Source organism: Streptomyces sp. NPDC085481 (assembly GCF_044541845.1).
Taxonomy (GTDB): Bacteria; Actinomycetota; Actinomycetes; order Streptomycetales; family Streptomycetaceae; genus Streptomyces.
In genome coordinates, this window is record NZ_JBITTJ010000001.1 from 644,632 (window position 1) to 666,404 (window position 21,773).

Annotated in this window: 19 protein-coding genes; 8 read left to right on the top strand and 11 right to left on the bottom strand. The window is 71.3% G+C overall.

Translation table 11 applies throughout. The features are described from left to right. Window positions 1-15 precede the first annotated feature (15 nt). The 3 genes from ACIGEZ_RS03075 to ACIGEZ_RS03085 all read right to left on the bottom strand — a co-directional run bounded on the left by ACIGEZ_RS03075 (window position 16) and on the right by ACIGEZ_RS03085 (window position 4,811). Window positions 16-882, bottom strand: coding sequence for an HAD family hydrolase (locus tag ACIGEZ_RS03075; RefSeq protein WP_399826195.1), 867 nt, complete (start codon window positions 880-882; stop codon window positions 16-18). Window positions 883-1,049: 167 nt separating this feature from the next. Next, complete coding sequence (locus tag ACIGEZ_RS03080; protein ID WP_399824998.1) at window positions 1,050-3,617, bottom strand: phosphoribosyltransferase; 2,568 nt, start codon at window positions 3,615-3,617, stop codon at window positions 1,050-1,052. An 18-nt stretch (window positions 3,618-3,635) separates the two neighbouring features. Continuing rightward, window positions 3,636-4,811, bottom strand: coding sequence for an HpcH/HpaI aldolase/citrate lyase family protein (locus ACIGEZ_RS03085; RefSeq protein WP_399824999.1), 1,176 nt, complete (start codon window positions 4,809-4,811; stop codon window positions 3,636-3,638). Between the two features lie 154 nt (window positions 4,812-4,965). Between ACIGEZ_RS03085 and ACIGEZ_RS03090 the strand changes: the two genes are divergently transcribed. Then, a complete protein-coding gene (locus ACIGEZ_RS03090) occupies window positions 4,966-5,814 on the top strand; it encodes a TerD family protein (protein ID WP_399826197.1) in 849 nt (282 codons plus the stop codon). A gap of 26 nt (window positions 5,815-5,840) precedes the next feature. On the opposite strand, the gene ACIGEZ_RS03095 is transcribed toward ACIGEZ_RS03090, so the two are convergent. The 6 genes from ACIGEZ_RS03095 to ACIGEZ_RS03120 all read right to left on the bottom strand — a co-directional run bounded on the left by ACIGEZ_RS03095 (window position 5,841) and on the right by ACIGEZ_RS03120 (window position 10,229). Beyond that, window positions 5,841-6,575: a Tellurium resistance gene (locus ACIGEZ_RS03095; RefSeq protein ID WP_399825001.1), complete on the bottom strand. Its 735-nt coding sequence runs from the start codon at window positions 6,573-6,575 to the stop codon at window positions 5,841-5,843. Between the two features lie 100 nt (window positions 6,576-6,675). Next, on the bottom strand, window positions 6,676-7,821 hold the full coding sequence (locus tag ACIGEZ_RS03100; RefSeq protein WP_399825003.1) for a DUF475 domain-containing protein: 1,146 nt from the start codon (window positions 7,819-7,821) through the stop codon (window positions 6,676-6,678). A 29-nt stretch (window positions 7,822-7,850) separates the two neighbouring features. Beyond that, window positions 7,851-8,426, bottom strand: coding sequence for a TerD family protein (locus ACIGEZ_RS03105; RefSeq protein WP_399825005.1), 576 nt, complete (start codon window positions 8,424-8,426; stop codon window positions 7,851-7,853). Between the two features lie 85 nt (window positions 8,427-8,511). Then, complete coding sequence (locus ACIGEZ_RS03110) at window positions 8,512-9,087, bottom strand: TerD family protein (RefSeq protein ID WP_399825006.1); 576 nt, start codon at window positions 9,085-9,087, stop codon at window positions 8,512-8,514. Between the two features lie 126 nt (window positions 9,088-9,213). After that, window positions 9,214-9,672 carry a peroxiredoxin gene (locus ACIGEZ_RS03115; protein ID WP_399825008.1) on the bottom strand — a complete coding sequence of 153 codons (459 nt, stop codon included), beginning with the start codon at window positions 9,670-9,672 and terminating at the stop codon, window positions 9,214-9,216. Window positions 9,673-9,806: 134 nt separating this feature from the next. Then, window positions 9,807-10,229: a DUF3052 domain-containing protein gene (locus ACIGEZ_RS03120; protein WP_399825009.1), complete on the bottom strand. Its 423-nt coding sequence runs from the start codon at window positions 10,227-10,229 to the stop codon at window positions 9,807-9,809. 417 nt (window positions 10,230-10,646) lie between these two features. On the opposite strand from ACIGEZ_RS03120, the gene aceE reads away from it, so the two are divergent. Both aceE and ACIGEZ_RS03130 read left to right on the top strand, forming a co-directional pair. After that, window positions 10,647-13,379 (top strand): pyruvate dehydrogenase (acetyl-transferring), homodimeric type, encoded by a 2,733-nt coding sequence (aceE, locus tag ACIGEZ_RS03125; protein ID WP_399825011.1) that lies wholly within the window; start codon window positions 10,647-10,649, stop codon window positions 13,377-13,379. A gap of 85 nt (window positions 13,380-13,464) precedes the next feature. Continuing rightward, window positions 13,465-14,238, top strand: a complete 774-nt coding sequence (locus ACIGEZ_RS03130) for a potassium channel family protein (protein ID WP_399825013.1) — start codon at window positions 13,465-13,467, stop codon at window positions 14,236-14,238. Here the strand turns inward: ACIGEZ_RS03130 and ACIGEZ_RS03135 are convergent. Both ACIGEZ_RS03135 and ACIGEZ_RS03140 read right to left on the bottom strand, forming a co-directional pair. Then, entirely contained in the window at window positions 14,219-14,641 is a 423-nt protein-coding gene (locus ACIGEZ_RS03135; RefSeq protein ID WP_399825015.1) for a peptidase inhibitor family I36 protein, read from the bottom strand. The two genes, ACIGEZ_RS03130 and ACIGEZ_RS03135, sit on opposite strands and share 20 nt — an antisense overlap. A 128-nt stretch (window positions 14,642-14,769) precedes the next feature. Continuing rightward, window positions 14,770-16,407, bottom strand: coding sequence for an MFS transporter (locus ACIGEZ_RS03140; RefSeq protein WP_399825016.1), 1,638 nt, complete (start codon window positions 16,405-16,407; stop codon window positions 14,770-14,772). Between the two features lie 116 nt (window positions 16,408-16,523). Here ACIGEZ_RS03140 and ACIGEZ_RS03145 point away from each other — a divergent pair, with 116 nt between their 5' ends. The 5 genes from ACIGEZ_RS03145 to ACIGEZ_RS03165 all read left to right on the top strand — a co-directional run bounded on the left by ACIGEZ_RS03145 (window position 16,524) and on the right by ACIGEZ_RS03165 (window position 21,606). Next, window positions 16,524-17,162 (top strand): TetR/AcrR family transcriptional regulator, encoded by a 639-nt coding sequence (locus tag ACIGEZ_RS03145; RefSeq protein ID WP_399825018.1) that lies wholly within the window; start codon window positions 16,524-16,526, stop codon window positions 17,160-17,162. 126 nt (window positions 17,163-17,288) lie between these two features. Beyond that, a complete protein-coding gene (locus ACIGEZ_RS03150) occupies window positions 17,289-18,491 on the top strand; it encodes an alpha/beta hydrolase (RefSeq protein WP_399825019.1) in 1,203 nt (400 codons plus the stop codon). A gap of 76 nt (window positions 18,492-18,567) precedes the next feature. Next, the gene (locus ACIGEZ_RS03155) at window positions 18,568-19,440 is read left to right on the top strand and encodes a DUF4429 domain-containing protein (protein ID WP_399825021.1); all 873 of its coding nucleotides are present in this window, start codon (window positions 18,568-18,570) and stop codon (window positions 19,438-19,440) included. Between the two features lie 169 nt (window positions 19,441-19,609). After that, window positions 19,610-20,917, top strand: a complete 1,308-nt coding sequence (locus ACIGEZ_RS03160) for a sensor histidine kinase (protein WP_399825023.1) — start codon at window positions 19,610-19,612, stop codon at window positions 20,915-20,917. A gap of 8 nt (window positions 20,918-20,925) precedes the next feature. After that, on the top strand, window positions 20,926-21,606 hold the full coding sequence (locus ACIGEZ_RS03165; protein ID WP_399825024.1) for a response regulator: 681 nt from the start codon (window positions 20,926-20,928) through the stop codon (window positions 21,604-21,606). Window positions 21,607-21,773 lie beyond the last annotated feature (167 nt).

A 21,773-nucleotide genomic window follows, 5' to 3' on the forward strand; every position in this document is an offset into this window, starting at 1 on the left:
GGCCAGTACGGGCGGTCAGGCCGGGTCCGGGAGGACGCCGGGCGCGGCGGCGGGAACGGGCGCGGTCTCGGTCGCGGGAAGGGGTACGGGCACGCCGTTGACGCCGGGCCGGTGGGCCCGCGCCGCGGTCCGGAAGCGGCGCAGGATCTCCTCGCCCGCCGACACGCCCCGCTCGGCCAGCGCCTCCACGTGCGGCGCCGTGAAGTCGGTGTCGGCCAGTTCGCCGTGGCCGGGACGCCAGGCCCGGTCGGCGGCGAGCAGCAGGTCCGCGTCGAGCAGCGAGTCGCCCGCGGCGAGCGTCAGGGTGGCGCCGGTGCGGCGGGCCAGCTCGCGCATGGCAGCGCTCTTGGTCAGCGGCTTCGGTACGGCGTACACCTTGCGGCCTTGCAGCGATACGGTCCAGCCGCGCTGGTCCGCCCACTCGGTGAACCGCGCGAGCCACTCCTCGGGCATCCGCTCCCGCTCGACGACGAGGTAGGCGAACAGGTCCTCGGCGACCCTGTGCTTGCGCACCCAGGACAGGTCGGTGGTGGCGGTGAAGTAGGCGCGGATCTCGGCGAGCGGGGCGCAGGCGTCGGCCACCCGGCGCAGCACCTCGGCGTGCCAGTCGGGGTCGGAGACGCCGTCGACGAGGAGGTGGCCGCCGTTGGCGCAGATCGCGTACTTCGGGGCGGTGTCGCCGGGCAGCCGGATCCGCTGGTACTGCTTGCGGGTGCGGGTGGTGGTCGGCACGAAGACCGTCTCGGCGGCGAGCAGCCGCAGCTCGGCGGCGGCCTCCTCGGTCAGGTACGAGAGCGGCTTGGACTCGTGGACCTCGACGCACAGCAGCCGGGGCGCCTGCGCGTCGGGCATGCCGAGGGCGAGGGCCGCGCTGGAGTAGATGAGCGTGCGGTCGAGGTCGCTGGCGACGAGGACCGTGGGCCGGACCGGGACCGGGACGGCGGGCTCGACGGCGACCGTGGGCTGGGCCGAGACCGTGGGCTCGACGGCGACCGTGGCCTGGGCCGAGACCGTGGGCTCGACGGCGACCGTGGGCTGGGGAGTGGTGCTCACTGGGACACCACCGCCTTGCCGTCGGCGCCGGTCGCCCCACGCGTGAACTGAGGGTGTATCAGTCCGACGCAGGTGTACGGGAGTTCGTCGACCTCCTCGACGGGTACGCCGCGCTGTTCGGCCAGCAGCCGTACGTGCGCCAGGTCGGCACCCGCGCCCCGCTTGGCCAGGATCTTCCAGGGGACGCGGCGCAGCAGCACCCGGGTGGTCTCGCCGACGCCCGGCTTGACCAGGTTGACGTCGTGGATGCCGTACTCCTCGCTGATCCGCTCGACGGCCGCCCAGCCCTCCCAGGTGGGCGTGCGGTCGGCGGCGAGGAGCTCCTTGACGTCCGCGTCGACGGTCTCGGCGACCTCGTCGAAGCGGGCGGCGACGGCGTCGAGGAAGGCGCCGGAGACGTCGGCGCCGGCCAGTTCGCGGTAGAACTTGGCGCCGTGGAAGTCGTGCGGGCCGACCAGGTCGGAGCGCAGGACGGTGCGTGAGATCAGGCCGGAGACGGTGGAGTTGAGGCAGGCGGAGGGGATGAGGAAGTCCTCGCGGGTGCCGTAGGTGCGTACGCAGGAGCCCGGGTCGGCGAGGACGGCGATCTCCGGCACGAAGCCCGGGAAGGCCTTCAGGGCCTCGGCGAGCTCGCGGGTGATGGCGCCCTTGCCGGTCCAGCCGTCGACGAAGACGACGTCGGCCGGGTCGTGGTGCTCGGCGAGCCAGCGCAGTGCGTTGGCGTCGATGCCGCGGCCGCGCACGATGGAGACGGCGTAGTGCGGAAGCTCCAGGCCGTGCCGGTGCTGCGCCCAGCGGCGCATCAGGACGCCGACGGGGGTGCCGGCGCGGGCGAGGGAGACGAGCACGGGCCGGGCGGACCGCTCCGCGAGGACGGTCTCGGTGACGGTGCCGACGGCCCGGGCGATCCGGGCGGCGGAGGCGTCCAGGGCGGTGCGGAACAGCTCCTGGTAGTCCTCGCTGGGCTGGTACTCGACCGGCAGCGACTCCGCGTAGTGCGCGCCGCCGCTCTGTATCGCCTCTTCGCGCTCCTCGGTCGGGGCCTCGAGCTCCACGTCCGACAGGTCCTGGAGGAGCCAGCCGACCTCTTCGGGTGCGTACGAGGAGAAGGCGGGGCCGCGGAGGGGCTCGGGCAGCATGGAGCTCCTTTCGGGAGCTTCGGAGAGCTGGGGGACGTACGAGGGGACGACGGCCAGGACGACGTGCGGTATGTGCGCGGCGAGCTGGGCGAGCAGTCCGTCCGGGGCGTGCAGCTCCGGTGTGTCGGCGACCGAGTCGACGACGGCGACGACCGCGTCGAAGCCGCCGCCCGCCACGTTGTACGCGTAGCGCTCGCCGGGGCCGTCGGCGGGGGCGTCGTGGGCGGGGAAGACGAGCCGGGTCCTTATGGCGTAGCCGGGGTCGTCGACGGCGAGGACGGGCGAGCGGGTGGTCGTGGAGTAGCGGACGTCGGAGCCCGCCCGCTCCAGCTCGCCGGCGAGCCGCAGCGGCGCGTACATGAGCTCCTCGAAGCCGAGGACGAGGACGCGGGGCCGCGCCCCTGCGCGGGCCTGTGTCCCGGCACCCGGGGTGGCATCGGCGACGGACGGGGCTCCCGCGCGGGCCGCGCCGAGGGCCTGGGCTATTCGGTCCGCCATCCCCGGCAGGGCCGCCTCCAGGCGGTCGCGGTGGTCGGGGGTGAAGCCGTGGCGGCCGCCGTCGGGGACCCCGGTCGGCCAGGCCAGGTCCACCCGCACCGGGCCGGCCGCCGGGCGGGTGTCCGCGGGGCGCCCCGGACCCGACGGAGCCGACGGAGCCGACGGAGCCGACGGAGCCGACGGAGCGACCGGAGCCGCCGGGGCGACCGGAGCCGCCGGACCCGCCGCGCCCTCGTGCCGCGCCACCAGCTCCTGGCCCTTCGCCAGGACCCCGTCCGGCAGCCCCACCGTGCCCGCCGCCAGGGTGACCAGGTCGACGCGGGCACCGAGCTCGTCGGCGAAGGCGGTGAGGCGGGCGCGGTCGGCGGGGGTGCGCATGTCGACCAGGGCGACGACGACGTACCGCTCACGGGGGTGGCGTTCGTGCAGGTCACGGATGGTGTTGAGGACCGTGTTGCCGGTGGAGAACTCGTCGTCGACCAGGACCAGCGGCCCGTCGCCCGCGAGCAGCTTCGGGTCCTCGGGCAACAGCAGGTGGGAGGTGGCGTGGGAGTGGGACTCCTCGAAGCCGCCGGCCGTGGCCACGCCGGCGACGGGCCGCCGGGTGGAGTGCAGGTACGGGGCGAGGGCGAGGCCGTCGGCGACGCTGTGCCCGAGCCCGGTGGCGGTCTCGGCGTACCCGAGGACCACGGCCCGGGCCGCCTCCTCGTCGCCGAGCAGGCGCCGTACCCGTACGCCCAGGTCGTGGCCCGCGTCCCGGACCACCGAGGGTCGCTGGGGCACGTGCTTGCCGAGCACGTTGGAGACCAGCAGGTGCGCCCGTTTGGGGTTGCGGCGCAGTGCGAGGCCGAGCAGGCCGGGTAGCGTCTCGTCGCCGATCAGTTCGACGCCCAGTCGCTCCGCGACCCAGGTTCCGGTCCACACCACGTCGTCGACGTCCCTTCGTCAGCCGGAGAGTCCGGCGGTCAGCAGATCCACGAAGCCGACGTCCTCGCGCGCGACGCCGAAGACCTCGGCGCGCAGCAGGGTCCGCTCGGCCCACGCGCGATGCGGCTTCACTTCGTTCATCTTGTTCGTGTACGCGGAGCGGAGCACCCCGCCACCGCCCTGTTCCGGCCGCAGGATGTCCTGGGCGTCGCTGAACTCCTCGTGGCTGACCACGGAGAGTGCGTGCACCGGCACCACGTGCGTGGGGTGGATGCAGGTCTTGCCGAGCAGGCCGTTGGCGCGGTCGAGTTCGATCTCGCGCAGCAGCCCGTCGAGGTCGTGCTCGATGAGCGCGGTCCGCAGGTCCTCGGCGCGGCCCTCCAGGAAGGGGCTGCGGCGCAATTGTGGCTTGAACATGCGCTCGCCGGGTCGGAAGTACTCCCAGACGGGTCCGGTGATGGTGAAGCCGGTGCCGTCGGAGCGGCCGAGGACGTTGACGACGTCGGAGATGACGTGGGCGACGATCTTGACGTCGTACGCGGTCATGTCGGGCGAGCGGCGCAGCCCGTAGTGCGAGCAGAAGTCGGTGACGCCGAGGCGCAGGGCGAGGACCCGGTCGCGGTACTTGTCGGTGATCGAGGCGATGCCGGCCAGGGTCTCGGCCCGGGTCTCCAGGTGGAGCAGTTCGGGGGACTCGAGGACGGGCATGGCGAAGAGCCGGCGGCCGCAGCTCTGCTCCGCGAGGGTGAGCGCTTCGAGGAAGGCGCGGCCGCGGGCCTCGGTGAACTTGGGGAAGACGAATCCGGACAGCAGGCGGACGGTTTCGCCCAGCCGGGCGACCAGGTCGGTGATCTGGCGGGGCTCGCGGACCCGGATGAAGAGCAGGGGCACGTCGGTGCCGTTCGCGCCACTGGTGGCGGCGAGGTCGGCGAACTGACGGACGAGGTTCGCCTCGCCCGCCTCCACGTCGGCGTCGCTGATGGAGTCCTCCAGGCACAGCACCATGGAGGCGACTCCCCGCGCGGCCTGTTTGCGCACGTCATCGGCGAGCCGCGGCCTGGTGGCCGGGCTGTAGAGGGTGGCTCCGAGAGCCACGGCGAGCGTGCGCGCAGGCGAGTCGGCCGTGAACTCGACCGGCTCCTGGTGGAACAGCCCGGTCCGCGCGGCGGCCGGGATGTGCCCGAAATGACGCATGTATCTCCCCCGACTGGCCTTTCAGGCCGGGACGACAGGTGGCCGGTAATAGTACGTAGATGAGGGTGTCCGTAGTTCCCCACGTGCGTGAAGTTCAGGTAACTCGTCCGCATCCGGACCCCCACGTTGTCCGGAAGGTGGCCGGGCAGGAATGATGACGGTCATGACGCACGCGATGCTGAAGGGCTCCAACGTCCCTCTCGACACCGCGGCCGTACGGGCCGTGCTCCGCTGGACTCCGGGCCCCGGTGTGCCCGACGTGGACGCCTCGGCTCTGCTGCTCGGCGTGGACCGGCGCGTGCGGTCGGACGAGGACTTCGTCTTCTACAACCAGCCCCGGCATCCGTCGGGCCTGGTGCGCCGGCTGGCCAAGAAGCGGGTGCCGGAGGGTCTCACCGACACGGTGGAGGCCGATCTGGGCGGCCTCGACGCCTCGGTCGACCAGGTGGTGATCGCTGTCTCATCGGACGGTGACACCTTCCGTTCGGTCTCCGACCTGCGGATTCTGCTGTACGACGCTGCTGCGGGCGCCGGGGACGCCGGTCCGCTCGCGGTCTTCGACGTGTCGCCGGAGACCGGTGAGGAGACGGCGATCATCTGCGGCGAGCTGTACCGGCGTGGGGAGGGCTGGAAGTTCCGGGCGGTGGGCCAGGGCTATCCGACGGGCCTGGTCGGGCTTGCCACGGACTTCGGGGTGTCGGTCGACGACGCGGCCGAGGGCGGCCTCGTGGAGCCCGCGGACGCGGCCGCGGGGGCGGGGGCGGGGGCGCCGGCCCACGACCCGGACGCGACGATGGTCCAGCCGGTGGAGGCCGCGGCCGCGGCGACGGCCTCGCCGGTCCCGGCCGTACCGCCGCAGCCGACCACTCCCCCGGCGACCGCTCCGGCTCCGGCACCCGTACCCGCCCCGGTCCCGGCTCCGACGTCCGCTCCCGCGTACGGCTATCCCCAGCCGATCCGCGAGTTCCGGATGCCTCCGATGGGCCCGCAGTTCGTGCGCTGACGGGGCCGGCCCGGGGCGGACGTGCCCTAGGTTTTCGACTTGTAGCCGCGGCCCCACTGCAGGCCCCAGCCGTACAGCCGGTCCAGTTCGGCCTGGAAGCCGTACACGAAGCGCACCTCGCGGCGGACGGTGAGCTCGCCCTTGACGTTCTCCACGGTGAACACGGCGCAGGAGCGGGCCTGTGGGGCGCGCTCGTCGAGCTCGATCTCGATCCGCGGGCCGTTGCTCGGGTAGAGCGTGACCTTGGCGTGGGTGCGGTCGAAGGCCGGGGTCTGGTCGTAGATGTAGACGAAGAACAGCAGCCGCTTGATCTCGTCCCGGTGGTCCAGGTTGACGAAGATCGTCTCGCCGGAGGGCGCCCCGAACCGGTCGTCGCCGCTCAGTTTCACGTACGGCGGATCGTTCAGGTCGCCGAAGAAGCCGCCGAGCGGCTGGATCACGCCCTTGCTGCCGTCGGCCAGCTCGTAGAGGCAGCCGAGGTCGAGGTCGACGTTGACCACGCCCTGGGTGTGGGCCTGGACGACATCGGGCTTGAAGAGCTTCGAGGGGTGGCGCAGCAGGCTGGACTGCCGGGGGCGGGCCTCGATGTCGGAGGTGCGCATGCGCCAGGAGAGGTTGACCCGGAGGTTGCCGGTGGCGGCGCCCTGCTTGGTGAGGGAGACCGAGGGGCGGCGTCGGGTCAGATCGATGGAGTTGGACGCGGGGCTGCCCGAGTCGAACTCCTCCGTCCTGCCAGGAAACAGGTTGTCCCAGAAGGCCATCGGCCCTCACCCCCCACTCGTCGCCACCCCTGTCACACAGCGCGGGGCGGCCGGGTGCACCGGCCGCCCCGCAGTGAAGCGTTCCTCAATGTCGGGGGTGTCACACCCCGGATGAGACCTCGGTCTTGTCAGAGGAGTCAGCTTTTCCCTCGGCCGCCGCGATGGCCCGGTTGCGCCGGACGGAGGACCAGAAGGACCAGGCGATCAGGATGACGCCGATGGAGCCGGTGATGACCTCGGGGATCTCGTACTGGATGGTGACCAGGAGGAGCACCGCGAGGGCGCCGATGGCGTAGTGGGCGCCGTGCTCCAGGTAGACGTAGTCGTCGAGGGTGCCCTGGCGGACCAGGTAGACCGTCAGCGAACGGACGTACATGGCGCCGACACCGAGTCCGAGCGCCATCAGGACGATGTCGTTGGTGACGGCGAAGGCGCCGATGACTCCGTCGAAGGAGAAGGAGGCGTCGAGGACCTCCAGGTAGAGGAACATGAAGAAGGCGGCCTTGCCGGCCAGCTGGACCACGGAGGGCTTCTTGCCGCTGCGCTTGGCCTCTTCCTCGGCCTCGTGCTCGCGCTCCTCTTCCTCCTCCAGCTTGTTCTCGAAGTAGCCGGAGAGACCGCCGACGACGAGGTACGTGATGAGGCCGGCGATGCCGGAGATCAGGACCGTCTGCGCCTTGTCGACGTGCATGCCGCCGTGCTGGTGGGCGTGGGTCGCGAAGGTCATCGCGCTGATCAGCAGGACGACGAGGGCGATGCAGACCGACAGCATGTCGACCTTGCCGAGCTTGGCCAGCGGGCGCTCGATCCAGCGCAGCCACTGGATGTCACGGTCCTCGAAGATGAAGTCGAGGAAGATCATCAGCAGGAACATGCCACCGAAGGCGGCGATCGACGGGTGAGCGTCGGTCACCAGCTCCTGGTACCTGTCGGCATCGTTGAGCGCCAGGTCGACGGCCTCGATCGGGCCGATCTTGGCGCTGATGGCGACGATCACGACGGGGAAGACCAGCCGCATGCCGAAGACGGCGATGAGCACACCGACCGTGAGGAAGATCTTCTGCCAGAAGGCATTCATCTTCTTCAGGATTCCGGCGTTGACCACCGCATTGTCGAAGGAGAGCGAGATCTCGAGGACGCAGAGGATCGCGACGATCCCGAACGCTTCCCACCCCCCGTAGAGCACCGCTGCGACCAGGCCGAGCGCAGTGATCGCGAACGACCAGCCGAAGGTTTTCAGAACCACTGTCTACCCCATCGTGTTTTTACGCGGCTTTACGAAACGTTGACCCCGAAGTCTAGAGCGATGCCCCGGAGGCCGGACGCGTACCCCTGCCCCACCGCCCGGAACTTCCATTCGCCGTTGTAGCGGTAGAGCTCGCCGAAGATCATCGCGGTCTCGGTGGAGGCGTCCTCGGAGAGGTCGTAGCGGGCGAGTTCCTGGCCGTCCGTCTGGTTCACGACCCGGATGAAGGCGTTGCTCACCTGTCCGAAGGACTGGCCGCGGTTGTCGGCCTCGTGGATCGAGACCGGGAAGATGATCTTGTCGCACTGGGCCGGCACCTTGGTCAGGTCCACGATGAGCGACTCGTCGTCGCCTTCGCCCTCGCCGGTGAGGTTGTCACCGGTGTGTTCGACGGAGCCCTCGGGGCTCCTGAGGTTGTTGTAGAAGACGAAGTACTCGTCACCGAGCACCCGCCCCGACTGGCACAGCAGGGCGCTGGCGTCGAGGTCGAAGGGGGCTCCGGTGGTGGAGCGCGCGTCCCAGCCGAGCCCGACGAGCACCTGGGTGAGGTTGGGTGCGGCCTTGGAGAGGGAGACATTGCCTCCCTTGGCGAGCGTGACGCCCATGTCGTGGTTCCTCCCCGGTGGTTCCTACGAGTGCGTCCGGCGCCGCACGGAAGGTGCGGCGCCGGACGGGGTGTGGCGGCTCGGCTCAGACGTTGACGCCGAAGTCCTGCGCGATGCCGCGCAGGCCGGAGGCGTAGCCCTGGCCGACGGCGCGGAACTTCCACTCCGCCCCGTTGCGGTACAGCTCGCCGAAGACCATGGCGGTCTCGGTCGAGGCGTCCTCGGAGAGGTCGTACCGCGCGATCTCGGCGCCGCCGGCCTGGTTCACCACGCGGATGAAGGCGTTGCGGACCTGGCCGAAGGACTGCTGGCGGTTGTCGGCGTCGTAGATCGACACCGGGAAGACGATCTTGGCTACGTCGGCGGGGACGCCGGCCAGGTTCACCTTGACCTGCTCGTCGTCGCCCTCGCCCTCGCCGGTGAGGTTGTCACCGGTGTGCTCGACGGAGCCGTCGGCGCTCTTCAGGTTGTTGAAGAACACGAAGTCCTGGTCGTTGCGGACCTTACCCTCCGCGCTCACCAGGATGGCGCTTGCGTCGAGGTCGAAGTCCGTACCGGTGGTGGTGCGGACGTCCCAGCCCAGACCGACGGTGACGGCGGTCAGGCCAGGGGCCTCCTTGGTCAGCGAGACGTTGCCGCCCTTGCTGAGGCTGACTCCCACGAGTCCCTCCATTGGTTTCCAGGGGCAGCGCCCCCGTCGTGCGTTGGCATCGGATCAACGTCTGGATCCTAGTGACGGGTTCCCAGTCGAAACAGACGTTTCGTCCGAGTGTTGGACCCGGAGCCCTCAGAGCGCCGAGAGCGCCTTGAGGTAGTCCTCCACGTCACGGGCGTCCGGGAGTGCGTTGACGACCGACCAGCGGACCACGCCCGCCTTGTCGATGACGAACGTACCGCGCACCGCGCAACCCTTCTCCTCGTCGAAGACGCCGTAGGCGCGGGAGGCCTCGCCGTGCTTCCAGAAGTCGGAGAGCAGCGGGAACTCCAGGCCCTCCTGCTCGCCGAAGACGCGCAGGGTGTGGATGGAGTCGTTGGACACGGCGAGCAGCTGGGTGTCGTCGTTGACGAACGCGTCCAGGTGGTCGCGCAGCGCGCGCAGCTCGCCGGTGCACACGCCGGTGAAGGCGAAGGGGTAGAAGAAGAGGAGCACGTTCTTCTCGCCGCGGAGGGCGGAGAGCCGCACGGTGCGGCCGTGGTTGTCCTTCAGCTCGAAGTCCGGGGCCTCGGCGCCGATCTCGATCGCCATCGCGTACGCATCCCTTCACGCGGCGGCCCAGCTCTTGGGCCGAAACGGTGAAACCCACCCTAAGGGGCGGCCCGGTATGCGCAGAGCCCCCGCCGGGTGTCGGCCGGCGGGGGCTCTGCGCAGGGTTCGGTGGATCAGCGCTTCGGGGTGGCGAGTCGGGTTCCGACCCAGTCCTTGGCAACGCTGATGCTCTTGGTCTGGGAGAGACCAGCGGTCTGCGCGGCATCGTTGATGTCGCTCGGCTCGATGTAGCCGTCGCGGCCGGTCTTCGGCGTCAGCAGCCAGATCATGCCGCCGTCCTCCAGAAGACCGATGGTGTCCACCAGGCCGTCGGTGAGGTCACCGTCCTCGTCACGGAACCACAGCAGCACGACGTCGGCGACGTCGTCGTAGTCCTCGTCCACGAGTTCCTGGCCGATGATGGACTCGATGCCTTCTCGGAGATCGTGATCGACGTCGTCGTCGTAGCCGATCTCCTGGACCACCTGTCCGGGCTCGAACCCCAGCCTCGCTGCCGGGTTGGTCCGCTCCTCCGCGTGGTCCGCGGTCGCGCTCACGGCTTGCCTCCTGATCGTGTATCGGAAAAATGCTTCGGCCGCGCGCGTACGCGCGGCGCTGGCCGTAGTCCACACGGGCCGGGGCGGATCGCGCAAGTACCCGGCCGTGGAGACCGCCGAAACGGTGACGTTTGGGGCCGTCTCGCCGCAACTTCCGGCGAGCGCCCGTCGCGTTCCGTGACGAGGCACACACTCTTCGCACCGTTTTGCATGGCTCTGCGGCTTCAGTCTGCCGAACGTGCTGACGAAACGCATGCGCGGGATGGGCGTAAGGTTGCGATTTGACCGAACAAGGCGCTCCCGGAGGGTTACCCCTCGGTAAAGATGACGTTTGCCGTCGGCGGGGTAGACGATGAACATCCCGGCCTCGGGGGGGCTCCCCTCCCCGTGGGCTCCACCGACCAGCGAAGGAACAGCGTGGCTTCCGCATCCGATCGCAACCCGATCATCATTGGCGGCCTTCCCAGCCAGGTCCCGGATTTCGATCCCGACGAGACCCAGGAATGGCTCGACTCCCTGGACGCCGCCGTCGACGAGCGGGGCCGGGAGCGCGCCCGCTACCTCATGCTGCGGCTGATCGAGCGGGCCCGCGAGAAGCGCGTCGCGGTGCCCGAGATGCGCAGCACGGACTACGTCAACACCATCGCCACGCGGGACGAGCCCTTCTTCCCGGGCAACGAGGAGATCGAGCGGAAGGTCCTCAACGCCACCCGCTGGAACGCGGCCGTGATGGTCTCGCGCGCCCAGCGCCCCGGCATCGGCGTCGGCGGCCACATCGCGACCTTCGCCTCCTCGGCCTCGCTCTACGACGTCGGCTTCAACCACTTCTTCCGGGGCAAGGACGAGGGCGACGGCGGCGACCAGATCTTCTTCCAGGGGCACGCCTCCCCCGGCATCTACGCCCGCGCCTTCCTGCTCGACCGGCTGAACGAGACGCAGCTCGACGCCTTCCGCCAGGAGAAGTCGAAGTACCCCGACGGCCTCTCCTCCTACCCGCACCCGCGGCTGATGCCGGACTTCTGGGAGTTCCCGACCGTGTCGATGGGCCTCGGCCCGCTCGGCGCGATCTACCAGGCCCGGATGAACCGCTACATGGAGGCGCGCGGCATCGCCGACACCTCCAAGTCGCACGTGTGGGCCTTCCTCGGCGACGGCGAGATGGACGAGCCGGAGTCGCTGGGCCAGCTGACCCTCGCCGCCCGTGAGGGCCTGGACAACCTGACCTTCGTGGTCAACTGCAACCTCCAGCGGCTCGACGGCCCGGTGCGCGGCAACGGCAAGATCATCCAGGAGCTGGAATCGGTCTTCCGCGGTGCCGGCTGGAACGTCATCAAGCTGATCTGGGACCGCTCCTGGGACCCGCTGCTCGCCCAGGACCGTGACGGCCTGCTCGTCAACAAGATGAACACCACGCCCGACGGCCAATTCCAGACGTACGCGACGGAGACCGGCGCCTACATCCGGGACCACTTCTTCGGCGACGACCAGCGGCTGCGGGCCATGGTCCAGAACATGACCGACGACCAGGTCCTGCACCTGGGCCGCGGCGGCCACGACCACAAGAAGATCTTCGCCGCGTTCTCCGCCGCCAAGGCCCACAAGGGCCAGCCGACGGTGATCCTGGCCAAGACGGTCAAGGGCTGGACGCTGGGCCCCAACTTCGAGGGCCGCAACGCCACCCACCAGATGAAGAAGCTGACGGTGGACGACCTCAAGGGCTTCCGCGACCGGCTGCACATCCCGATCACGGACCGGCAGCTGGAGGAGGGCCTGCCGCCGTACTACCACCCCGGCCGGGACTCCGAGGAGATCCAGTACATGCACGACCGCCGCAAGGCGCTCGGCGGGTACGTGCCGACCCGGGTGGTGCGCTCCAAGCCGCTGGTCCTGCCCGGGGACAAGACCTACGCGGCGGTGAAGAAGGGCTCGGGCCAGCAGTCGATCGCCACCACCATGGCCTTCGTCCGGCTCCTGAAGGACCTGATGCGGGACAAGGAGATCGGCAAGCGCTTCGTGCTGATCGCGCCGGACGAGTACCGCACCTTCGGCATGGACTCGTTCTTCCCGAGCGCCAAGATCTACAACCCGCTCGGCCAGCAGTACGAGGCCGTGGACCGCGAGCTGCTCCTCGCCTACAAGGAGTCCCCGACCGGCCAGATGCTGCACGACGGCATCTCGGAGGCCGGGTGCACCGCCTCGCTGATCGCCGCCGGTTCGGCGTACGCGACGCACGGCGAGCCGCTCATCCCGGTCTACGTCTTCTACTCGATGTTCGGTTTCCAGCGCACCGGCGACCAGTTCTGGCAGATGGCCGACCAGCTGGCGCGCGGCTTCGTGCTCGGTGCCACCGCGGGCCGGACGACGCTGACCGGCGAGGGACTCCAGCACGCGGACGGCCACTCGCACCTGCTCGCCTCGACCAACCCGGCCTGTGTCGCCTACGACCCGGCCTTCGGCTTCGAGATCGCGCACATCGTCCAGGACGGTCTGCGCCGGATGTACGGCCCCGCCGCCGAGGACGTCTTCTACTACCTGACGGTCTACAACGAGCCGATCCAGCACCCGGCCGAGCCCGAGAACGTGGACGCCGACGGCATCCTCAAGGGCATCTACCGCTACCGGGCCGGCGACGCCGGAGCGATCCCGGCGCAGATCATGGCCTCTGGCGTCGCGGTGCCGTGGGCGCTGGAGGCCCAGCGGATCCTCGCCGAGGAGTGGAACGTCCGCGCCGACGTCTGGTCCGCGACGTCCTGGAACGAGCTGCGCCGCGAGGCCGTGGCCGTCGAGCAGCACAACCTGCTCCACCCGGACGAGGAGCAGCGCGTCCCGTACGTGACGCGCAAGCTCCAGGGCGCCCAGGGCCCGTTCGTGGCGGTCTCGGACTGGATGCGTGCGGTGCCGGACCAGATCTCGCGCTGGGTGCCGGGCCCGTACAACTCGCTGGGCGCGGACGGCTTCGGCTTCGCGGACACGCGGGGCGCGGCCCGCCGCTTCTTCCACATCGACGCCCAGTCGATCGTGCTTGCGGTCCTGACGGAGCTGGCCCGCGAGGGCAAGGTCGACCGGTCCGCCCTGAAGCAGGCCGTGGACCGCTACCAGCTGCTCGACGTGGCGGCCGCCGACCCGGGCCCCGCGGGCGGCGACGCCTGACGCCACCGGCACAACGCATCGTGCCTGGTGAGGGCGGTGGGACCGGTGGTCCTGCCGCCCTTCGGCGTTCCTTACGATGCCGGGCATGAAGGATCGCTGGGAAGGGCGCACCCAGACACCGCTGCTGGTGCTGGCCGTGGCGTTCGCTCTCGCCTACGCCGTACCGATCGTGGCCCCGGACGCCGCTCCCTGGGTGCACCGGCTGTGCACCCATGTGGAGTGGACGGTGTGGGCGGCGTTCGCCCTGGACTACCTCGTACGGCTCGCGTTCGCCCCGGCCCGCTGGGCCTTCGTGCGCGGCCATCCGCTGGATCTGCTCGCGGTGATACTGCCGATGGTGCAGCCGCTGCGGCTGCTGCGGGTGGTGTCCACGCTCCTCCTGGTGGGCCGGCGGGCCCGGATGGCCCCGCAGATAACGCTCACCACCTATGTGGCGGGCGCGGTGGTCGGGCTGATGATGTTCGGCTCGCTGGCCGTGCTCCATGTGGAGCGGGACGCGCCGAACGGCAACATCAAGACGCTCGGTGACGCGGTCTGGTGGTCCTTCACCACGATGACCACCGTCGGCTACGGCGACCATGCCCCGACCACGGGTCTCGGCCGGGTCCTCGCGGTGGGCCTGATGCTGTCCGGGATCGCCCTGCTCGGTGTGGTGACCGCCAACATCGCCGCCTGGTTCATCGCCCGCTTCGACCGGGACGACGAGGTAGAGCGCCGGCAGGTCGAGCTCCTGGAGGCGCTGACCGTGGAGGTGCGGGAGCTGCGGGCCGAGGTCGCGCGCCTCTCCGTCCCGCCGCCACCGGACGCCCCGGAGGTCCCCGCCCCCGTGCCGCCCGCCCCTATCTCTCCCAGATCTTGAAGGCCCGCACCTGGTACGGGGCCTGGGGCACCCAGGTCCCGGTGCCCCGTCCCGGGTAGGTCTCGAAGTCGCCGGTCTCCGCGCATACGGCGGACTGGTACGTGGTGACCGGCCGCCCGGTCCGGTTGGCCAGGGACTGGGCGCTGGTCCCTGGCGGCAGGGCGATGCAGCTCTCGATGTCGACCGAGGCCAGCTCATGGGTCTGCGCCCGTCCCCTGAAGTCGGCCTTGGGCCACAGGCACAGCTGACCCGGGCCACAGGAGCCCAGGGTGGCACCGGCAGGTGCGGCCCTCGCCACGCCAGGGGATGCGGCGCTCGCCGGGCCGGCAGGTGCGGCGCTCGCCGGTGCGGCCAGGAGGGCGGTCGCGACCGCGGCCGCGGCGAGGAAAGTCTTCGTGTACATGCAGGTGAACCCCCATTTCGTCACTCTCTGTAATCAAGAGCATGAAGGAGGACACCCGGGAAAGGGAAGAGGGGCCGCCCCCGTTCCATCGAACGGGTGACGGCCCCCTACGGGAACCCCGAGGGATCTCAGATGTGGGCCGCGCCCGCCCCCGCCTCCGCGTTCGCGCCCCGCTTGGTCAGTGTGGCGACCAGCGCCGCGACGACGGCGACGACACCGGCGACGGAGAAGGCGAGCCCCATGCCGTCCATGAAGGTGTCGTGGATGACCTTGCCGATGGTGTCGGCCATCTCGGGCGTCATCCCCGGCGCCTTGGCCAGGTCCGGCGGCACCATGCCGAACTCGGCGGCCTGCTCCAGGCGGGGGTCGGCGGGCACCGGGATGCCGGCGTCCTTCCAGTTCTCGGCGAAGGCACCGGACACCTTGGAGGACATCACCGCGCCGAGCACCGCCGTACCGAGCGCGCCGCCGACCTGCATCGCCGCCTGCTGCAGTCCGCCGGCCACGCCGGACAGCTCCAGCGGCGCGTTGCCGACGATGACCTCGGTGGCGCCGACCATGACCGGGGCGAGGCCCAGGCCGAGCAGGGCGAACCACAGGGACATCGCCGGCGTGCCCGTACCGGCGGAGAGGGTGATCATGCCGAACATCGCCACGGCCGTGCAGACCATGCCGCCGACGAGCGGCACGCGCGGCCCGAACCTGGTGATCAGCGCACCCGCCAGCGGCGAGGAGACGATCATCATGCCGGTCAGCGGCAGCAGGTGCGTGCCGCTGTCGACCGGGCTGAGCCCCTTCACGCCCTGGAGGTAGAAGGTGACGAAGAACAGGCCGCCCATGAAGGCGAAGGCCATCAGGACCATCAGCACCACACCGGCCGAGAGCGGCACGGAGCGGAACATCCCCAGCGGGATGAGCGGTTCCTCGACCCGGCCCTCCCAGAAGGCGAAGACGACGAAGAGCAGGACCGCGCCGATCAGGCAGCCCCAGGTCCTGCCGCTGCCCCAGCCCCAGGACTCACCGGCCTTGATGATGCCCCAGATGAGGGCGGCCATGGCGCCGGAGAGCAGCAGGATGCCGGGGATGTCGAAGGAGCGCGGGGCGTTCTCGGCGCGGTGGTCCTTGAGGATCACCAGGCCGAGGAGGAGCGCGAGGACGCCGACCGGCACGTTGACGAAGAAGACGGACTGCCAGCTGACGTGCTCGACGAGCAGTCCGCCGACGATCGGGCCGCCGGCGGTCGAGGCACCGATGACCATGCCCCAGATGCCGATGGCCATGTTGAGCTTCTCGGCCGGGAAGGTGGCGCGCAGCAGGCCGAGCGCGGCCGGCATGAGCAGGGCGCCGAAGAGGCCCTGCAGCACGCGGAAGGCGACGACGAGCCCGATCGAGCCCGACAGGCCGATGGCACCGGACGAGGCGGCGAAGCCGGCGATGCCGATGAGGAAGGTCTGCCGGTGGCCGAAGCGGTCGCCGAGCTTTCCGGCGGTGATCAGGGCGACGGCGAGCGCCAGCAGATAGCCGTTGGTGATCCACTGGACCTCGGCGAGCGAGGCCTGGAGGTCGTCCTTGATGGCGGGGTTGGCGATGGCGACGATCGTGCCGTCGAGGGCGACCATCATCACGCCGACGGCGACCGCGAACAGCGTCAGCCACGGGTGACCGCGCAGCCCCTTCGCCGGGGCCGTCACGGGCGCCCGGCCACCCCCCTGACCCTGCGGGCCCCGACCTTGCGGAGCCTTTTCCACGGTGGTCTGACTAGTCATACGAACGAGGCTAGTGTCAGTCACTGACAATTGACAAAGCGTTTAATGCGCCGGTAACTGTCACGTTGCTCACAGGTACGCTGAGCTCGACGAAGTAGCGGAATGAGGACCGTCAAGTGACCGTTGTTCCCGGCCTGCGCGAGCGGAAGAAGCAGCGCACCCGCGACACGCTGATCCGGGTGGCCCTGGAGCTCTTCACCACCCAGGGGTACGAGGGGACCACGGTCGACGAGATCGCCGACGCCGTCGACGTCTCCCAGCGCACCTTCTTCCGCTATTTCGCCACCAAGGAGGACGTGGCCTTCGCCGTCCAGCAGATGGTGGAGGAACGATTCCTGGACGCGTTGACCGAACGGCCGGCCGAGGAGGGTCCGCTGGAGGCGATGCGCAACGCGGTCCTCAGCGCCTGGGACACCATCGGCGAGGCGATCGCCGAGGTCGTCCCCGTCGAGCTGTATCTCCGCTCCTTCCAGGTCATCGAGTCGACGCCCGCGCTCCTCGCCGTCCATCTGCGCCGCTCCACCGAGATGGAGGAGTCCATCGCCCGCCTCATCGCCGGGCGCGAGGGGCTCGACGTGGACGAGGACCCCCGCCCGCGGATCGCCGTGGCGGCGTTCAGCGGCGTGATGCGGGTGACCGGCCAGCTGTGGGGCCGGAGCGAGGACCCCACCCTGGAGGCGATTCGCGCGCTCACCGAGCGCTATCTGGACCACCTCGGGCCGGCGCTCGAACCCCACTGGCGGACCGGGGCGTAACGGGCGCCGGACCGGCGAGCTCCGCGTACGACCGCGCACACCCAACGTCACCGCGCCCCGCCCCGCGAGTGATCCGCGTCACTCGCCCGCCCGGGCCCACGGCCCGGCCCCCTAGGGTGTCCCGCAATGTCTTCCTTCGACACCTCCCCCACCCTCACCGCCTGGCGCATGCTGCTCGCGCTGGCCGTGGTGTTCGTGCTCCTCGCGACCACGGGATGGACCACGCTCCGGCATCAGCGCACGCCAGGGGAGTCGCGGGAGACCGCGCTCGCCGCCTGGGCGCACGGCAGGGCGGGCCACCGCCCGCTGCCCGACCCGACGGCGCCCGCCCGGACCATCGCCGCCTTCTTCGCCGCGATCGGGCCCTCGCAGGGCGCCCGGCTCGCCGACACCCACCCGCTCGTCGTCGGCAACCTCAACGGCGCCCCCGTCACCCTCCGCTACCGCGCCAACCGGGTCTCCCTCGCCCGCTCGCTCGACGCCGAGCGGGGCAGGGTCGACGACCCGCGGCTGACCGCCGACGGCCGCCACGAGGCGCTGCGCCGCGTCCACCGCTTCGCCTCGCTGATGCGGAGGAGCCGGCAGATCCTCGCCTTCGACCCGAGCGGTACGGGGCGCACGGCCGAGGTCCTGGGCGACCTGGACCGGGCCTCGCGGGTGTCGGTGATCGTGCCGGGCGTCGACACCAATCTGCTCACCTTCCAGAAGACCGCCCGCCGCTACTCGGCGCCCGCCGGCATGGCCGCCTCGCTGTACGCCGCCGAGCACCGGTCGGCGCCCCACTCCCGTACCGCCGTCATCGCCTGGGCCGACTACACCGCGCCCGTCGGCGTCGGCATCGACGCCGCCATCGGGCGGCTCGCCGAGAGCGGCGCCGTACGGCTCGTCGACCTGACCGCGGCGCTGCCCGGCGACGCGGAGGTCAGCCTCTTCTGCCACAGCTACGGCTCCGTGCTGTGCGGGGTCGCCGCGCCCCGGCTGCCCGCGCGGGTCACCGACGTCGTGGTCGCAGGCAGCCCCGGCATGCGCGCCGAACGCGCCGCCGACCTCGCCACCCCGGCCCGGATCTGGGCGATGCGGGACGCCGACGACTGGATCGCCGGCGTACCCCACATGGAGCTGGGCGGGGTCGGGCACGGGACCGACCCGGTGGCGCCGGAGTTCGGCGCGCGGCGGCTCTCGGCCGCCGGTGCGGTCGGCCACGCGGGCTACTTCGAGCCGGGGACGCAGAGCCTGGAGAACTTCGCCGCCATAGGCGTCGGCGCGTACGACGGCCTGACCTGCGCGAGCACGGACAGCGCTTGCCGCAGGGGAATCTCCGGTGCCTGAGCGGGCCGACGCGCGTAGATCACGGCGGATTTCGGGCTTTCCCACAGGGGCGACGCCGGGGCATACGCCGCATACGATGAGGCGCATGGGTGATGTGCTGGCCGGAATTCATGCCACCTGGGCGTTCGAAAGCGACGCCGTCGTCATCCGCTTCGAACGGGGGATCCGCACACCGAAGCTCTTCCAGGCGCTGCGCGAACGGCGCATCCCGCACGAGGCGCTGGCGTCGGTGACGCTCGCCCCGGGCAAGCGGGGCACCGTCGTGCTGCACGCCGAGCCGAGAGCCGGGGCCGATCCGCTGATGGAGGCGGCGGCGGGGCAGCTGAAGGAGGGGTGCGATCCGTACCGCCTCGTGCTGCCCGCCGACCGGGAGACGCTGGCGGAGTACTACCGCGACGAGCTGAGCTCCGCGCTCGCCCCGGACGCGGCGCTGCCCGCGGAGGGCTACCTGGTGGCGGCGCCGCGGGGGCCGCAGTCCTTCAAGGCGTACGACGGGAAGGCGAGCTTCGACGGGACGTCGGAGGTGGTCTTCCGCTGGTCCTGGACGGGGGCGTCCTCGGAGAAGTGGAAGGCCGGTGACCAGAGCTTTCCGATACGGGAGCTCAGCGGGGTCGAGTGGCGCTCGCCCGACGTCCTGGACGGGTATCTGCGCCTGGTGCCGCGGGGCGGCCACGAGTCCCGCCCGGCACAGCCGGACCGGGACCCGGCGTCGGTCGTGTTCGGCCTCGGCTACGGCACCGTCCACGAGTCCCTGCCCTTCGCCGCCGCCGTCCTGGCCGCGATCCGCGGCTCCTCCCCGCGCGTCCCGGCCCTCCCGGGCGCGGCCGCGCCGCACGACCCGGCGGGCGTAGCGGAAAGGATTCGCCACCTCGGGGAGCTGCACGAGGCGGGCCTGGTGACCGACGAGGAGTTCTCCGCGAAGAAGGCGGAGCTGCTCGCGGAGCTGTAGCAGCCGGGCAGCCGGAGCAGCCGGCAACTGGACAGCCCGTGCAGCCGGCTGCCGGCCAGGCAGCCGGAGCGGCAACGATCCGCGCAGCCCTCGTACCCCGGTATGACCCCGCGGGCCGCCCCCCGGTATGACGTCCCCGCCCCCGGCCGCTGCCTACCCTGGGCGGGCCATGACTGAGAAGAAGCGGCGGCTGCCGCACATGCCACAGGTGGGGCTCCGGGCACAGGAGCAGGTCCGGAGCTTCGGGGTCGCCCTCGCCACGCCCACCGGGCCGGGGGAGGCGTTGCTCGGGCGGGCCGCGTCGCCGTGGGTGCGGCTGCTGCCGTACGGGGTCGCCCTCGCGCTGGTCGCGACGCTGCTGCCCGTCACCATCACCGTGTTCGTCAACGACTACCAGGTGAACGGGGCACTCGCGGGTGCCCTCGCCACCGCCCAGACGGCGCCCCTGCTGCTCGCCGTCACCCGGCCCCTTCAGGCCTGGTGGGTGATCTTCGCGGCGGATGTCTTCGGCGGCTTCGTGCTGCTGGGCGCCGATTCCGTGGACGGGCGGCCCTGGCCGTGGACGGCCATGGTCGTGGTCGGCTATCTCGCGCTGATGCTCGCGCTCGGGCTGCGCGAGTCCCGGCGTGCCCTGCTCGGCGTGTGGCTGGTGACCGGCGCCGCCGGGGCCGTCTTCGAGATCGTCTCGCCGCACCGGGCGGGCGGCATCACGGTGCTGCTCTTCGTGCTCAGCGGCGTGGTGCTGCTGCTGACCTCGACCCTGCGCGGCCGGGGCGAGGCCGAGAGACGCCTCGTCGAGCAGGAGACCATCAGCGAGGCCGAACGGGCCCGGCGCACCCTCCTGGAGGAGCGGACCAGGATCGCCCGCGAGCTGCACGACGTGGTCGCGCACCACATGTCGGTGATCACCGTGCAGGCGGACTCGGCCCCGTACCGGATCCCGGAACTCCCGGACGCGGCCCGCGAGGAGTTCGCCTCCATCGCGTCCGGCGCCCGCGAGTCGCTGGCCGAGATGCGCCGGCTGCTCGTGGTGCTGCGCAGTGACGGCACCGAGGGCGAGCGGGCCCCGCAGCCGGGCCTCGACCGGGTGCAGCAGCTGGTCGAGGCGACGGTGCGGGCCGGGGTACCGGCCGAACTGTCCCTGGCTGCCGACCTCGGCGAGCTGCCGCCGGCGGTGGACCTGTCGGCCTACCGGATCGTGCAGGAGGCCCTTGCCAACGTCGTACGGCACGCGCCGGGCGCCACGACCCGGGTGTCGGTACGGGGCGACGGCGAGGGCTGGCTGAACATCCTGGTCGTCAACGGGCCCGCCGCGGAGCGCACTTCCCCGCTGGAGCCCGGCACGGGCACCGGGCACGGGCTCGTCGGCATGCGCGAGCGCGTACGGTTGACCGGCGGCTCGCTGGACACCGGGCCGCTGCCGGACGGCGGCTTCCGGGTCGCCGCCCGGCTGCCGACGCGTACCACCGACAGCTGAGGAAGCCCGTGACCATCCGCGTGATCATCGTCGACGACCAGGCCATGGTGCGGGCCGGCTTCGCCGCCCTGCTCGCCGCACAGCCCGACATCGACGTGGTGGGCGAGGCGCCGGACGGCCGGCAGGGCGTGGACGTGGCCCGCTCCACCCACCCGGACGTGGTGCTCATGGACGTACGGATGCCGGAGCTGGACGGGCTCTCGGCGGCGCGGGAGATCCTGAACCCCCCGCCGGGCGTGGTCCACCGCCCCAAGGTGCTGATGCTCACCACCTTCGACGTGGACGACTACGTGTACGAGGCGCTGCGCGCCGGCGCCTCCGGCTTCCTCCTCAAGGACGCGCCGCCCGCCGACCTGATCGCCGCCGTGCGGATCGTGGCGGCCGGCGAGGCGCTGCTCGCGCCCTCCGTGACCCGCCGCCTGATCGCCGACTTCGCCGCCTCGAAGCCCGCGCCGCGCGCCGACCGGGCGGCGCTGCGCCTCAACGGTCTGACGCCGCGTGAGACGGAGGTCCTGGAGCTGATCGCCCGGGGCCTGTCGAACCAGGAGATCGCCGACCACCTGGTACTGGCCGAGCAGACGGTGAAGACCCACATCGGCCGGGTGCTCGCCAAGCTGGACCTGCGCGACCGGGCGCAGGCGGTCGTCTTCGCCTACGAATCGGGCCTGGTCACCCCGGGCGGCCGGTAGCTTCCCGGGGGAGGCACCCGGGGAGAACCCCCGGGGGAAAACCCCACCCCCGGCCTGGTGCGGGCTGCTCGTCCGACCCCTACCCCGGTAGCAGTTCGCGGTTGGCGCCGCAGGGTGACGTGCCGTCCCCCACCTCCTTCCTACCTTCCTCTCGCCAACGACGAGAG